Here is a 13,828-nt window from a genome sequence, read left to right on the forward strand (position 1 = left end):
GTGCCCAGGGCGTCCGTGCCGTGCAGGTCGTCGTCCTCGACGTGGACCGCCTTGTCCGCGCCCATCGACAGCGCCTTGCGCAGCGCGTCCTTGGCATCCTCCGGACCCACGGTCAGAACGGTGATCTCCACGTCGTCATCGGAGTTCTCCGAGATCTGCAGCGCCTGCTCCACCGCGTACTCGTCCAGCTCCGAGAGCAGCCCGTCCACGTCATCACGGTCGACGGTCAGGTCATCGGCGAAGTGCCGGTCGCCGGTGGCGTCGGGCACGTACTTCACGGTGACAACGATCCTCAAGCTCACGCCGGCTCTCCTACTGCAATCGTCTTGTACGGGGCGGCTCTGCTGCTGCGGCTGAACAGCGCCTTCTACCTGGCAGCATAGGCGCCCGTTGCGGACAACTCCGGTCGGGGCGGCCCGCGCTCCGAACGAAATATTACTCGTCAGTACACCCAGTCCATGCCCACTAAGCAAGCGCTTTGAACTGTGACCTTGCCAACGGTGAGTAATCGTCCGGAGCAGGAACTTTCCCAGAGCCCCTCAGCGCCCTGGACGGCGGTCAGTCGCGCAGCCCGTTGAAGCGGCCCTGGTGGTAGAGGAGCGGGCGGCCGGCCCCCGCGGGATCGCCGCAGACCGCCTCAGCGAGCACGATCCGGTGGTCGCCCGCGGGCACGCGCGCGATGACCTTGCAGACGAGCCAGGCGAGCACGCCGTCCAGTACGGGGACGCCCTCGGGACCCTCGGACCAGCGGGTGGGAGCACCGAAGCGGTCGGCGCCGCTCCTGGCGAAGGTGGCGGCGAGATCGGCCTGGTGCTCGCCGAGTATGTGCACGCCGACGTGGTCGGCCTCGGCGACCGCCGGCCAGCTGGAGGCGCCCAGGCCGATACCGAAGGAGATCACCGGGGGCTCGGCGGAGACGGAGGTCAGAGAGGTGGCGGTGAAGCCCGCGGGCGCGGCGCCGGGGGCCGTGATCACCGCGACCCCGGCGGCGTGCTGCCGGAAGACCGAGCGGAGCAGGTCGGGGGTGGCGGGCCGGGCGGTGCGCAGGTCGGGCGTGGCCGTCATGGAGTTGTCCTTCTGCCGAGGGGTTCGAGTGGGGTCCGTGGCTTCGTCAGGAAGCAAGACAGCGCGCGCTCGAACAGCGGGCCAGGTCGACGTGGACCCGCTCGTAGAGAAGGATTTCCTCAGGCATACGGTCAGACTGACGATACGTGGCGCGTGCAGTCAAGTGCGTCCCGTCATCTGGGAGCATGATCACTGACCGCCCGGCCGAGTGCGGCGATGACGTCCGCCTTGCGGGGTTGTCCGGTGGCGCGGCGCACCTCGCGGCCGTCGGCGGCCAGGACGAGCACGGTGGGCGTCTTCACGACGCCGCTGCGGCGTACGAGGTCGAGCCGGGCCTCGGCGTCGATCTCGATGTGCGAGACGCCGGGGACCATCGCGGCGACATCGGCGAGAACCCGCCGGGTGGCGCGGCACGGGGCGCAGAACGCGCTGGAGAACTGGACCAGCGTGGCCCGCTCCCCCAGCTCCGCACCCAACTGCTCCGCATCGAACGTCACTTCACCCGCGGTCATCCTGCGCCTCCTCGTTCCGCCGCTCCCCTTGCAGCACCGAAACGTCCGGCTCCATTCCCGGGCACGTGACGAGGATCTCGCGCGCGGCCGGAACCAGGACTGTTCTCCCGGCCGTTCTTGGGGCACGATCTGCGCAAGCCGGAAAACCTACGGCTGCGTAACTTACCGCGCGGGAGCCGCCTCGACCGAAAAGCCTTCGGAAGAAACTCCCCACGGCAATAGAAGGGTCCACCCCCTCCATGGCAGAGCTCGTCTACCGTCCGGTCATCGGCGCCGCCAGAACGATGTTCAAGGCGCTCGACCTGAAGATCGACTGCAAGGGCTCGGAAAACATTCCGCGCTCCGGCGGAGCCGTCCTGGTCAGCAATCACATCAGCTACCTGGACTTCATCTTCGACGGCCTCGCCGCGCTGCCCCAGAAGCGGCTCGTCCGCTTCATGGCGAAGGAATCGGTGTTCCGGCACAAGATCTCCGGTCCGCTGATGCGCAGCATGAAGCACATTCCGGTGGACCGCGCGCAGGGCGAGCACGCTTATCAGCACGCCCTGTCGTCGCTGCGCTCCGGCGAGATCATCGGAGTCTTCCCGGAGGCGACGATCTCGGAGTCGTTCACCCTGAAGAGCTTCAAGACGGGCGCCGTGCGGCTCGCGCAGGAGGCGGGGGTGCCGCTGATCCCCATGGCGCTGTGGGGCACGCAGCGGGTGTGGACCAAGGGCCGGCCGCGCAACTTCAAGAGGCAGCACATCCCGATCACGATCCGCGTGGGCGAGGCTCTGGAGGCCTCCCGCGACCAGTACGCGGGAGCGCTCACACGCAAGCTCCGCGACCGCGTGCAGGAGCTGCTCGAAGCGGCGCAGCGCGCCTACCCCGTCCGCCCGAAGGGGCCGGACGACACCTGGTGGATGCCGGCCCACCTCGGCGGGACGGCCCCGACCCCGGAAGAGGTCAAGGCCGCCGAGTCCAGCTGACGATCGCGCTCAGCGCGCCGGGTGGACGGTGAGGCGGGCGCCGGGGCTGAACTTCTGGAGCAGTTCGGCCAGCTCCGCGCCCGCCGCCTCCAGACCCGCGTGCCCGCCCATGCCCTCCAGGAGGAACAGGGCGTCGACGGAGGTGTCGGTGAGGCGGGTGCGGGTGCCCTGGCGCCAGTTCCAGCGACGGCAGGTGACGCCCTCGTCGTCGCACCAGACGACCTCACCCGCGTCCGGGTGCTCGACGACCTCCTCGCCGGAGGCCACGGTCACGAAGCCCTCCTCGCCGGTGGCCCTGATGAGGCGCATACCGCCCCTGATGTGGCCGAGGTCCTCGCCGCCGACCGGGATCAGATGGGCGACGCTGATGGCGTTGTAGACGTCCACGAGCGTGTTGATGCGCGGCAGGCCACCGTCGGCGAGGGCCCGCTTGGCGAGCGCCTCGGCGGAGTTGCGCGTCCGGTTCGGCTTGGCCCCGAAGGCGGTGTACGCGGCGCGCCAGGCCACCATGTGCGGGTCCTCGTGCGGGGCGCGCCCGTCGAGGCGCGCGGCCAGGCGGCTCGCCGCGTCGTCGAGCAGGGCCGACGTCTGAGGCGTACTGGGCGTGTTGACGAGCCCGTAGGCCTCGATGGCGATGTGGTGGAAGTCCGGAGCGATGGCACGGACCTCGTCGGAGACGGTGATCTTGAGGGGCATGGCCTGCCTTACGGGTTGAACTTAGGACGGGAGCGAGTCGGGGAGGCTCTCCCAGAGGTACGGGCGGTCCGGGGCGCTGCGCAGGGCGTCGAGCACCGCCGGATGCGGTACATCAAAGAGTACCGGATAGTCCACCTCATTGGACTCGGCATCGGGTATCCAGGCCAGCCGCTCCCCGTCGAGCGAGAACTGGGCGTCGACGCCCGGCTTGTTGCCCCGCACGTCCTGCCGGTGCCATGCGCCGTGGAACCGTACGGCGACGAGCCCGTGGACACACCAGCCCGTGCCCGCGTCGTACGTGAGCCGCTGATAGCAGAGGGCGGTGGGGATGTCCTCGGCGCGCAGGAGCGCGGTGAGCGCGTGGGCCTTGGCGTGGCAGATGCCGGTGCGCTTCTCCAGGACGTCGGAGGCGCGCCAGGTGACGCGGAGGTCGCCGGTGTCGGCGGAGTGCGGAACGGCGTCGCGGACGTACTCGTAGGCGGCGCGCGCGTATGCGTATGAATCGGCGGCGTTCTTCGCGAGGTCCGCGGCCGTCTCCCGGACGAGCGGGTGGTGGTGGTCGATGACGTCGTCCGCCGCCAGGTACGCCGACAGATCGGGGTTCTGCTGGATCAGCTGCATGGACCGGAAGCATAGAAACGCGACCGGCCACGGTCAATACAATTACGGCCGATCGCATAACTATGCAGACTCGCTGGAGGAGAGGCGGCTACCGCGCCATCTCCTCCTTCAGCGCCCCGACGAACCCGTCGACGTCCTCCTCGCGGGTGTCGAAGGCGCACATCCAGCGGACGTCACCGGCCGTCTCGTCCCAGAAGTAGAACCGGAAACGCTTCATGAGGCGCTCCGAGACGTCGTGCGGGAGGCGGGCGAAGACGCCGTTGGCCTGCACCGGGTGGAGGATCTCCACACCGTCGACGGCGCGGACGCCCTCGGCGAGGCGCTGGGCCATCTCGTTGGCGTGGCGCGCGTTGCGCAGCCACAGGTCCTTGGCGAGCAGCGCCTCCAACTGCACGGAGACGAACCGCATCTTCGAGGCCAGCTGCATGGACAGCTTGCGCAGGTGTTTCATGTGGCGCACCGCGTCCTGCTCGAGGATTACGACGGCTTCGCCGAACAGGGCGCCGTTCTTGGTGCCGCCGAGCGAGAGGATGTCGACCCCGACTGCGTTGGTGAACGTCCGCATCGGCACGTCCAGGGAGGCGGCGGCGTTGGCTATGCGCGAGCCGTCGAGGTGTACGCGCATGCCGCGCTCGTGCGCGTGGTCGCAGATCGCGCGGATCTCGTCGGGCGTGTAGACCGTGCCCAGCTCGGTGGATTGCGTGATCGAGACGACCTGCGGCATCGCGCGGTGCTCGTCGTCCCAGCCGTACGCCTGCCGGTCGATGAGGTCGGGGGTGAGCTTGCCGTCGGGCGTGGGGACGGTGAGCAGCTTGAGGCCGCCCATGCGCTCGGGGGCGCCGCCCTCGTCGACGTGGATGTGCGCGGACTCGGCGCAGATCACCGCGCCCCAGCGGTCGGTGACCGCCTGGAGCGCGACGACGTTGGCGCCCGTGCCGTTGAAGACCGGGAACGCCTCGGCGGTGGGCCCGAAGTGGCTGCGGATGATCCGCTGGAGGTTCTCCGTGTAGTCGTCCTCGCCGTACGCGACCTGGTGCCCTCCGTTGGCCAGCGCCAGGGCGGCCATGATCTCGGGGTGGGCGCCCGCGTAGTTGTCGCTGGCGAAACCCCGGACCGTGGGGTCGTGGTGCCTGCGGGCGTCGGTCCTGGGCGGATTCACGGCTTCGCTGTCTACTCTGCCAGCCACAGACGGGTCCCGTTCACTTCGGCGGCGGGCTTGTTCCAGACGTCGGCGATGGCGTCGGCCAGCTCCGTGACGTCGGTGAAGCCCGCGAACTTCGCGTTGGGGCGTTCGGCGCGCATCGCCTCGTGCACCAGCGCCTTCACCACCAGGATCGCAGCCGCCTGGCGCGGCCCCGCCTCGCCCCCCGCCTTGCGGAAGGCGTCGCCGAGGGCGAGCGTCCACGCCTCGGCCGCGGCCTTGGAGGCGGCGTACGCGGCGTTGCCCGCGGTCGGCCTGGAGGCGCCGGCGGCGCTGATCAGCAGGTAGCGGCCGCGGTCCGAGCGGCCGAGCGGCTCCTGGAAGGCGAGCGAGGTGTGCTGCACCGTGCGGATCAGGAGCTTTTCGAGCAGGTCCCAGTCGGCGAGGTCGGTCTCGGCGAAGTTCTTGCTGCCGCGCCAGCCGCCCACGAGGTGGACCAGACCGTCGACGCGGCCGAAGTCCTTCTCGACGCGTGCCGCCCACGCGCGCGTGGCGTCGAGGTCGAGCAGGTCCACGGTGTCGCCTATGACGGTGGCGCCGCCGTGCGCGTACCGCGCCTCGTCGACCGCCTGCGCGAGCCGCTCCACGTCGGCGTCGGCGCCGACGACGGTGGCGCCCGCCTCCGCGAGCCGCTTCAGCGTGGCGCGCCCGGCCGGTCCGGCGGCCCCGGCGACCGCGATGACGGCACCGTCGAGCGAGCCCCTGGTGGTGTCGGTGGTGTCGGTGTCGGTCATGGCAGTCGCCTCCTGTACGGAATGGCTCACGCGGCGACCCGCTCGTGGCCCGCCGCGGTGATCCCCTTGGTGGAGGCGATCACATTCTTCAGCTTCTTGGACAGGGCCTCGTAGAACATGCTGAGCGGGAACTCGTCCGGAAGCACCTCGTCCACGAGTTTGCGCGGCGGCAGGCTCGTGTCCAGGGCGTCGGGGCCCTTGGCCCAGCGGGAGCCCGGGTGCGGGGCGAGGTAGGCCGACACCAGGCCGTAGGCGGCGAACCAGTGCACCAGCTTGGGGCGGTCGATGCCGTCGCGGTACAGCGTCTCGATCTCGCCGCACAGCTGGTTCGTCACCTCGGGGGCGCGGTCCCAGTCGATGTGCAGCTTGTTGTCCGTCCAGCGCACGACGTCGTGCTTGTGCAGGTAGGCGAAGAGCAGCTGGCCGCCGAGACCGTCGTAGTTGCGTACGCGCTCGCCGGTGACCGGGAAGCGGAACATACGGTCGAACAGCACGGCGTACTGGACGTCGCGGCCCTGCGGGAAGCCGTCGGCCTCCAGCTTCACGGCCTCCTTGAAGGCGGTGAGGTCGCAGCGCAGCTCCTCGAGGCCGTACATCCAGAACGGCTGGCGCTGCTTGATCATGAACGGGTCGAAGGGCAGGTCGCCGTGGCTGTGCGTGCGGTCGTGGACCATGTCCCACAGCACGAACGCCTGCTGGCAGCGGTCCTGGTCGCCGACCATCTCCGCGATGTCGGCGGGCAGTTCGACACCGAGGACGGAGACGGCGGCCTCGGTGACACGGCGGAAGCGGGCCGCCTCGCGGTCGCAGAAGATGCCGCCCCACGAGAAGCGCTCGGGGGCCTCGCGCACGGCGATCGTCTCGGGGAAGAGCACCGCCGAGTTCGTGTCGTAGCCCGAGGTGAAGTCCTCGAAGGTGATGCCGCAGAACAGCGGGTTGTCGTAACGGGTCGCCTCCAGCTCGGCGAGCCACTCCGGCCACACCATGCGCAGCACGACGGCTTCCAGATTGCGGTCCGGGTTGCCGTTTTGCGTGTACATGGGGAAGACCACGAGGTGCTGGAGGCCGTCCCGGCGCCGGGCCGCGGGCTGGAAGGCGAGCAGCGAGTCCAGGAAGTCCGGCACGGTGTACCCGGCGTCGGCCCAGCGGCGCAGGTCGGCCGCGAGCGCCTCGTGGTACGCGGCGTCGTGCGGCAGCAGCGGGGCGAGCTGCTCGACGGCCGCGGTGACGCGGTCCAGGGAAAGGTCGACGGCGGCCCGCGCGGGGGCGCCCTCGGCCTCGAAGTCGATCGACCCGTCCTTCTCCTGCCAGGTCCTGATCTCCTCCACGGCCTCCTTGAGCACGGGCCACGCCGGGTGGTCCACCACCCTGTCGCCGACCACCGGAGCCGGAGGAACGATCCCCTCCGCACCCGCCTGCACAAGAATTTCCGTCATGTCCCATCCTCCACAGGAGAACCTCGCGTGCGAACACCGTATGCGGGTCCGGTTCTCCTGTACAAGGGGAGACGGGGGTAGTTTCAGGAAATCATCCTGCGCACCCCGGGCGTCACCGCCGTTTTTCCTGTCTCACGTACGCGAAACGATGACCTCTGCCACAGGGGTCCGGGGCGGCACGTCAGGCGGTGGACCGATCGGCCCTAGGCTGTGGCCCCGCCTTCCCGCCCCCTCGAACCTGGGAGCCAGCTCGTGACCGACGCCGCCGCGCCGCCGTACCCGTACCACGAGAGCGACCGGCCCGACGGGGCGCCCGCGCCGCATCCGCTGCTCGCGCCCGTGCTCGGGCTCCTCGGGGCCTGGCATGGGCGCGGACGCGGCGGGTACCCCACCCTCGACGGGGAGTTCGCCTACGCGCAGGAGGTCACCTTCACGCACGACGGGCGCCCCTTCCTCCGGTACGAGGCGCGGGCCTGGCTGCTCGGCGACGACGACGCGCCGCTGCGCCCCGCCGCGCGCGAGAGCGGCTGGTGGCGGCTGCGGCCGGACGGCCACGTCGAGGCGCTGATCACTCAGCCGACCGGCATCGCGGAGATCGCGGTCGGCCGTGCGGCGGACGGCACGATCGCCCTCGCGACCGACGGCGTGGCGCTCACCCCGACGGCGAAGAAGGTGGAGGCGACGACGCGCCGCTACGTCCTGGACGGCGCCGGCACGCTGGAGTTCACCCACGGACTCGCCGCGGTCGGCCAACCCTTGCAGCACCATCTGTCGGCATGCCTGACCCGCCGTGAACCGGAGCCGCGCCGCCCCGCGAACGAGTGACAGGGCCCGCCCGCGCAGGGCTGCGCGCCCTCCCTCGTGCCGAAGCGGCACCACGGCGCGGGTGGGCCGTTAGGCTCGGCCGCAGCCGATCCGCTGTCGACGGAAGCGAGACCACCTTGAACTTCCTCACCATCGGGCATCGCGGAGCCATGGGTGTCGAACCCGAGAACACCCTGCGCTCCTTCGTCGCCGCCGAACGGGCGGGGCTCGACCTGATCGAGCTCGACCTGCACCTCAGCAAGGACGGCGCGCTCGTCGTCATGCACGACGCCGACGTGGACCGCACCACGGACGGCAAGGGCCCCATCGCCGAGAAGACCCTCGACGAGCTGCGGACCCTGGACGCGGGGCGTGGTGAGCGAGTGCCGTTGTTCGAGGAGGTCCTCGACGCGGTGAGCGCCCCGTTGCAGGCGGAGATCAAGGACACGGCCGCCGCCCGCGCGCTCGCCGAGGTCATGCTGCGCCGCGATCTCGTGCACCGCGTCGAGGTGATCTCCTTCCACGACGAGGCGGTGGCGGAGATCGCGCGGCTCGTGCCCGGGGTGCGCACGGCACTCGTCGCCAGCCGCTACGGCACGGACGTCGTGCAGCGGGCCGTGGCCGTCGGCGCCACCACGCTCGTCCTCAACATCCGCCGCCTCACCCAGGAGATCGTGGAGCACGCCCGCAAGGCCGACCTGCGGATCATCGGCTGGGTCGTGAACACCCAGGACGACCTGCGGCTCGTCCGCGCGCTCGGCCTGGACGGGGCGACCACCGACTATCCGGAGATCAAGCGCACCGGCCGCTTCACCGCCTGACCCTCAGCCGAGCGGCTTGATAAGCAGCTCGAACTCCAGGTCGGCGCGCTGCGGAACGCCGAAGCGCTCGTCGCCGTACGGGAAGGGGCTCATCTTCCCCGTACGGCGGTAGCCGCGCCGCTCGTACCAGGCGATGAGCTCCTCGCGCACGGAGATCACCGTCATGTGCATCTCGCGCACGCCCCACGTCTCGCGCGCCGTCCGCTCCGCCTCCGCGATGATCACCTTGCCCAGCCCGGCGCCCTGGAGGGCGGGGCTGACGGCGAACATGCCGAAGTAGGCGTGGTCGCCGCGGTGCTCCAGCTGGCAGCAGGCGACGAGTCCGCCGTCGCGCTCGACGGCCAGCAGGCGGCTGTCGGCGTGGTGGAGGACGTCGAGCACGCCCTGCGAATCGGTCCGCTGCCCCTCGAGGATGTCCGCCTCCGTCGTCCAGCCGGCCCGGCTGTCGTCCCCGCGGTAGGCCGACTCGATCAGCGCGACGAGCGCGTCGACATCGGCCTCGGTGGCCGCACGGAATCCCAGGCCGTGGGTGGCGGGGGGCGGGGCGGTGGTCATGGACGGCTCTCCGATCTGATCAGGGGCAAGGGCCTGTCGGCGCCGTCGAGGTTAACCCGGTCGCAGTACTCTCCGTCTCCATGGTTCACGTACTGAGCAGCAGGGTTCTGATCAGGCCGGCCGACCCCGAGCGGTCGCGGACGTTCTACGGGGAGGCGCTCGGGCTCGCTGTGTACCGCGAGTTCGGCACCGGGCCCGAACGGGGCACGGTGTACTTCCTCGGCGGCGGTTTCCTGGAGGTGGCGGGGCGCTCGGAGCCGCCGCTCACGCCGGGGCTCCAGCTGTGGCTCCAGGTCGCGGACGTGGACGCGGCGCACGAGGAGCTGGCGGCGCGGGACGTGCCGGTGCTGCGTGAGCCGCGTACCGAGCCGTGGGGTCTGCGGGAGATGTGGATCTCCGATCCGGACGGCACCCGCATCTGTGTGGTGGAGGTCCCCGGGGATCACCCGATCCGCTTCCGGCCTTCCCTCTGACATGCGCCGCTGACGTGCGGTGACGCCGGGCGCGGCGCACGATGGCGGAGGGTCGGGGGATTCGGCGGCGCCGATCCGGATACATGACCGGGGCGACGCTCCTCGCCTGTCCGTCCACCGTCCAGCCCAGGAGAGATCCGATCATGACCGCTCCCCGTACCTCGACCGTGCCCCGGATTCTGATCATCGGCGGTGGGTTCGCCGGGATGGAGTGCGCCCACAAGCTGGAGAAGGAGCTGAAGCCCGGGGAGGCGGTGCTGAAGCTCATCAGTCCGATGGACCATCAGCTGTATCTGCCGCTGCTGCCGCATGTGGCGTCCGGTGTGCTGACCCCGCAGTCGGTCGCCGTGCCGCTGCGCCGGATGCTGCGGCGCACCTCGATCGTTCCCGGCGGCGCCATCGGTGTGGACCCGAAGGCGAAGGCCGTCATCGTCCGGAAGATCAACGGTGAGTGCGCCGTCGAGCGCTACGACCACCTGGTCCTCACGCCCGGCAGTGTGACCCGGCAGTTCGACATCCCCGGGATCGACGAACACGCCGTCGGCGTCAAGACGCTCGCCGAGGCGGCCTGGATCCGCGACCACGTCATCTCGCAGCTGGATCTCGCGGCGGCCAGCACGGACCCGGCCGAGCGGGAGGCGCGGCTGCAGTTCGTGGTGGTGGGCGGCGGGTACGCCGGTACCGAGACGGCGGCGTACCTGCAGCGCCTGACGACGTCGGCGGTGAAGCGGTATCCCGGACTCGATCCGCATCTGATCAAGTGGCACCTGATCGACGTCGCCCCGAAACTGATGCCGGAGCTGGGCCCGCGCCTCGGCGACAAGGCGATGGAGATCATGAAGAAGCGCGGGGTGCTCGTCTCGCTCGGCGTCTCGGTCGCGAAGGTCACCGAGGACCGGGTGACCTTCACCGACGGGCGCGAGCTGCCCTGCCACACCCTCATCTGGACGGCGGGCGTCGCGCCGAGCCCGCTGGTCGCGACGCTGGGCGCGGAGACCAACCGGGGCCGCCTCGTGGTCACGCCCGAGCTGACCGTGCCGGGTCTCGACGGGGTCTTCGCCCTCGGCGACGCCGCGGCCGTGCCGGACCTCGTCAAAGGCGGCGACGCGGTCTGCCCGCCGACCGCGCAGCACGCGATGCGGCAGGGCTGGATGGCGGCCCGCAACGTCCTTGCGGCGGTGCGCGGGACGCCGCTCACGCCCTACCGCCACAAGGACCTGGGGCTCGTCGTCGACCTCGGCGGCATCCAGGCGGTGTCGAAGCCGATGGGCGTGCAGCTCACCGGCCTGCCCGCGCAGATCGTGGCCCGCGGCTACCACCTGGGCGCGCTGCGGACCGTCACGGCCCGCTTCCGCACGGCGGCGAACTGGGGCCTGAACGCGCTCGCGGGCGACGATTTCGTGCGCACCGGCTTCCAGCGCAACCGGCCCGCCACGCTCAAGGACTTCGAGATGACCGACGCGTACCTGTCGCCGGAGGAGATCCACCAGGTGATGGCCGACCACGTGGCCGGCCGGTCGATGGCCCCGGAGAAGCCGGACCTCCCGATCAACCTGGCCGCCAACTCCTAACCTCTGGGGCCGCCCAGGCGGCCCTCCAGCTGGGCGAGCAGGTCGCCGAGCAGGGCGCTGAGTTCGGTGTCGCGGCCGCCGTCGAGACCGGCGAGCACCGTCGCCTCGTAGGCGAGCTGCCGCGGCAGGATGTCGTCGACGAGAGCGCGGCCCTCCTCGGTGAGGCTGAGGTGCGACACCCGCCGGTCGCGGGTGTCGCCGCGCCGGGCGACGAGGCCGCGCTCCTGGAGCTGCTTGAGCCGCTTGGTGACGGCCGCGCCCGAGGAGAACGTCTCGCGGGCCAGATCGCCGGGGGTGAGCTCGCGCCCGGTCCGGCGCAGGGTGCCGAGCAGGTCGAACTCGGGCCGGGTCAGTCCGGCGTGGCGCAGAGGCGCGTCCTCGGCCTGCTGGAGCAGCGCGGCGCAGCGGTTGATGCGGCCGATGATCTCCATCGGCGCGGTGTCGATGTCGGGGCGTACGGCCTGCCACTGCTGGACGACCAACGACACGGTGTCGGGCGGTCGCGCCGCCGCCGTCTCGGCTCTCGTGCTCATGCTGCCTGCCCGGACCTTCCGCTAGGGCTTCAGAACCTGTCTTCGCGGGCGCCGCTCGGGTCGGCCGCCGTGTCACCAGTGTCGGCGACGACGGGCCGCGCCGTAGCGGGGGCCTGGCGGCGGACCGTCGCCGCGAGCGTACGGTGTCCGCTCCGCTCGGCCGCGACCACCCGCTCCTCGGGCAGCGCGCGCTGCCACCACTCCCCCGCCGCGGTGTCGGTGGCGGTACGCAGCTCCACCAGGGCGGCGACGAGTGAGCGGCGGGCCGTCTCCAGGGCGGTGGCCCCGGGCGCGGCGGTGGCGAGGGTGCGTTCGGCGTTCTCGCGGGCCGTGTCGACGCCGGTCAGCGCCTTCTCGATGTGGTCGCCCGCGCGCCGGTTCGTCACGATGACGGCGGCGACGACTCCGAGGACCGCCCCGACCAGCGTGTCCACGACGCGGTCGGTGATCAGCTCGGCGGGCTCCTGGAACCGGGCGAACTCGGTGACGAGCAGCGCCATCGGCGTCACGCACAGGCTGCCGAGCCAGTAGTTGCGGGTGATGAGCGCCTCGGCGCCGAAGCTGAACGCCATGCAGCACAGCACCAGGGCGAGCGGCGCGAGGTGCGCGAGGGGGACGACGGCGGCGAAGACGAGCACGCCCGCGAGGTTGCCGACGACGCGCTGGACGCCGCGGTTCCAGGTCAGCGTCACGTTGGCCTGGTAGAGCGAGGCGGCGGTGACCAGGGCCCAGTACGGGCGTCCGATGCCGAGGGCGAGCGAGGCGTACCCGGCGAGCGCGCAGCCGACGAAGGTGCGCAGGGCGACCGGGAGCAGCGGTGAGCCGGGGCCGATACGCCGCCACAGGGACGGGGCGCCGCCCCCGACGAGTTCCGCCTCCACGCCGAGCAGCTCGTCGTCCATTCCGGCGACGCGGGCGGGGCGCGGTACGGCGCCGGTGCCGCGCAGCCCTGCGGCCCAGGCGCGCAGCTGGGCCGCGTCCGTGTCGCCCGGTGCGGCGATGGCCACCTCCGCGCGGACGACGAGCCGCTCCAGGGCGCGCCGGGCGGCGGACCGGGCGCCGGTCGCGAGCAGCGACTGCCAGGCGGCGTGCACGGCCGCGGCGGCGGCGCCGCGCGCGGGAGCGTGCCCGGGGCGCTCGGCGTAGGCGGCCGCCGCGTTCAGGGCGCGTGCGGTGGCGCGCCGCTCCGGGCCGTGCGGGCGTACGAGGACGGGCGCCATGCCGACGATCCAGGCGACGGCGCCCGCGCCGAGGGTGAGCGCGAGGTGCCCCGGCACCTGGCCGATGCTCTGCGGTGCGAAGAGCGAGGCGGAGCTGATGAAGGTGAAGATGAGGTGGCCGGGCGGGCCGATCCGGGTGGCGTCGCAGAGTGTCTTCTGCGCGGCGGCGAGCAGCGCGCCGATGGCCACGAGCGCCACGGCCGAGGAGAGGAACGACGCCGCGACGAGCGCGACGGCGACGCTCAGCCACATTCCGAGCACGACTCCGGCGAGGGCGCGGGCCCGGGCCGCGTAGGGCAGGTTGTGCCCGTACAGGGCGCAGAAGCTGCCCGCCATCGTGTACATCATCAGGTCGAGGCGGCCGAGGGCGAGCAGTGTCAGGTTCGGTATCGCCGCCGAGGCGACGACGCTCGTGGCCGGTTTGAACCAGATGTCCGACGGCCGGTTCGGGCGCAGCACCCCCGCGAGGGGGAGTCGGCGGGCGGTGACGGTCCTCGGGGTCCTCGGCGTGGGGGGTGGGGGTGTGCTGCTCGTACCACTGCTCATACCTGAAACCTTAGCAGGTGTTTTACTCGTAAAAGATACGCACGTGCCTCCCTGCGCCGCCATACGCGCCCG

The 13,828-nt window shown here is 71.4% G+C and carries 16 protein-coding genes; 5 read left to right on the forward strand and 11 right to left on the reverse strand.

The window, feature by feature from the left end:
- From ACH4RC_RS21015 to ACH4RC_RS21025, 3 genes are all read right to left on the reverse strand, one after another.
- Positions 1-302 (reverse strand): electron transfer flavoprotein subunit beta/FixA family protein (locus tag ACH4RC_RS21015; RefSeq protein WP_398202971.1); only part of this gene is annotated, 302 nt, incomplete at its 3' end.
- 256 nt (positions 303-558) lie between these two features.
- Positions 559-1,065, reverse strand: a complete 507-nt coding sequence (locus tag ACH4RC_RS21020) for a flavin reductase family protein (RefSeq protein WP_398202973.1) — start codon at positions 1,063-1,065, stop codon at positions 559-561.
- A gap of 173 nt (positions 1,066-1,238) precedes the next feature.
- Entirely contained in the window at positions 1,239-1,577 is a 339-nt protein-coding gene (locus ACH4RC_RS21025; protein ID WP_398202976.1) for a TlpA family protein disulfide reductase, read from the reverse strand.
- A gap of 239 nt (positions 1,578-1,816) precedes the next feature.
- Here ACH4RC_RS21025 and ACH4RC_RS21030 point away from each other — a divergent pair, with 239 nt between their 5' ends.
- Positions 1,817-2,545, forward strand: a complete 729-nt coding sequence (locus tag ACH4RC_RS21030; protein WP_398202978.1) for a lysophospholipid acyltransferase family protein — start codon at positions 1,817-1,819, stop codon at positions 2,543-2,545.
- 9 nt (positions 2,546-2,554) lie between these two features.
- Here ACH4RC_RS21030 and ACH4RC_RS21035 read toward each other — a convergent pair whose 3' ends face one another.
- The 5 genes from ACH4RC_RS21035 to ACH4RC_RS21055 all read right to left on the reverse strand — a co-directional run bounded on the left by ACH4RC_RS21035 (position 2,555) and on the right by ACH4RC_RS21055 (position 7,233).
- On the reverse strand, positions 2,555-3,241 hold the full coding sequence (locus tag ACH4RC_RS21035) for a B3/4 domain-containing protein (protein ID WP_398202981.1): 687 nt from the start codon (positions 3,239-3,241) through the stop codon (positions 2,555-2,557).
- A 21-nt stretch (positions 3,242-3,262) separates the two neighbouring features.
- A complete protein-coding gene (locus ACH4RC_RS21040) occupies positions 3,263-3,862 on the reverse strand; it encodes a transglutaminase family protein (RefSeq protein WP_398202983.1) in 600 nt (199 codons plus the stop codon).
- An 88-nt stretch (positions 3,863-3,950) separates the two neighbouring features.
- Positions 3,951-5,021 carry a threonine aldolase family protein gene (locus ACH4RC_RS21045; protein ID WP_398202986.1) on the reverse strand — a complete coding sequence of 357 codons (1,071 nt, stop codon included), beginning with the start codon at positions 5,019-5,021 and terminating at the stop codon, positions 3,951-3,953.
- 11 nt (positions 5,022-5,032) lie between these two features.
- Positions 5,033-5,797, reverse strand: coding sequence for an SDR family NAD(P)-dependent oxidoreductase (locus tag ACH4RC_RS21050; RefSeq protein ID WP_398202988.1), 765 nt, complete (start codon positions 5,795-5,797; stop codon positions 5,033-5,035).
- Positions 5,798-5,823: 26 nt separating this feature from the next.
- Positions 5,824-7,233 carry a DUF6421 family protein gene (locus ACH4RC_RS21055; protein WP_398202991.1) on the reverse strand — a complete coding sequence of 470 codons (1,410 nt, stop codon included), beginning with the start codon at positions 7,231-7,233 and terminating at the stop codon, positions 5,824-5,826.
- Between the two features lie 252 nt (positions 7,234-7,485).
- Between ACH4RC_RS21055 and ACH4RC_RS21060 the strand changes: the two genes are divergently transcribed.
- A complete protein-coding gene (locus ACH4RC_RS21060) occupies positions 7,486-8,058 on the forward strand; it encodes an FABP family protein (RefSeq protein WP_398202994.1) in 573 nt (190 codons plus the stop codon).
- 116 nt (positions 8,059-8,174) lie between these two features.
- Complete coding sequence (locus ACH4RC_RS21065) at positions 8,175-8,858, forward strand: glycerophosphodiester phosphodiesterase (RefSeq protein ID WP_398202996.1); 684 nt, start codon at positions 8,175-8,177, stop codon at positions 8,856-8,858.
- A gap of 3 nt (positions 8,859-8,861) precedes the next feature.
- Here the strand turns inward: ACH4RC_RS21065 and ACH4RC_RS21070 are convergent, their stop codons facing one another.
- Positions 8,862-9,413, reverse strand: coding sequence for a GNAT family N-acetyltransferase (locus ACH4RC_RS21070; protein WP_398202999.1), 552 nt, complete (start codon positions 9,411-9,413; stop codon positions 8,862-8,864).
- An 80-nt stretch (positions 9,414-9,493) separates the two neighbouring features.
- Here ACH4RC_RS21070 and ACH4RC_RS21075 point away from each other — a divergent pair, with 80 nt between their 5' ends.
- Positions 9,494-9,886 (forward strand): VOC family protein, encoded by a 393-nt coding sequence (locus ACH4RC_RS21075; protein WP_398203001.1) that lies wholly within the window; start codon positions 9,494-9,496, stop codon positions 9,884-9,886.
- A 143-nt stretch (positions 9,887-10,029) separates the two neighbouring features.
- Positions 10,030-11,457, forward strand: a complete 1,428-nt coding sequence (locus tag ACH4RC_RS21080) for an NAD(P)/FAD-dependent oxidoreductase (protein ID WP_398203004.1) — start codon at positions 10,030-10,032, stop codon at positions 11,455-11,457.
- On the opposite strand, the gene ACH4RC_RS21085 is transcribed toward ACH4RC_RS21080, so the two are convergent.
- Positions 11,454-11,990, reverse strand: a complete 537-nt coding sequence (locus tag ACH4RC_RS21085) for a MarR family winged helix-turn-helix transcriptional regulator (RefSeq protein WP_398203006.1) — start codon at positions 11,988-11,990, stop codon at positions 11,454-11,456. The genes ACH4RC_RS21080 and ACH4RC_RS21085 overlap by 4 nt on opposite strands.
- Positions 11,991-12,019: 29 nt before the next feature.
- Complete coding sequence (locus tag ACH4RC_RS21090; RefSeq protein WP_398203008.1) at positions 12,020-13,756, reverse strand: FUSC family protein; 1,737 nt, start codon at positions 13,754-13,756, stop codon at positions 12,020-12,022.
- Positions 13,757-13,828: the final 72 nt, after the last annotated feature.

It is taken from the genome of Streptomyces sp. NPDC016845 (assembly GCF_044332585.1).
Lineage (GTDB): Bacteria > Actinomycetota > Actinomycetes > Streptomycetales > Streptomycetaceae > Streptomyces.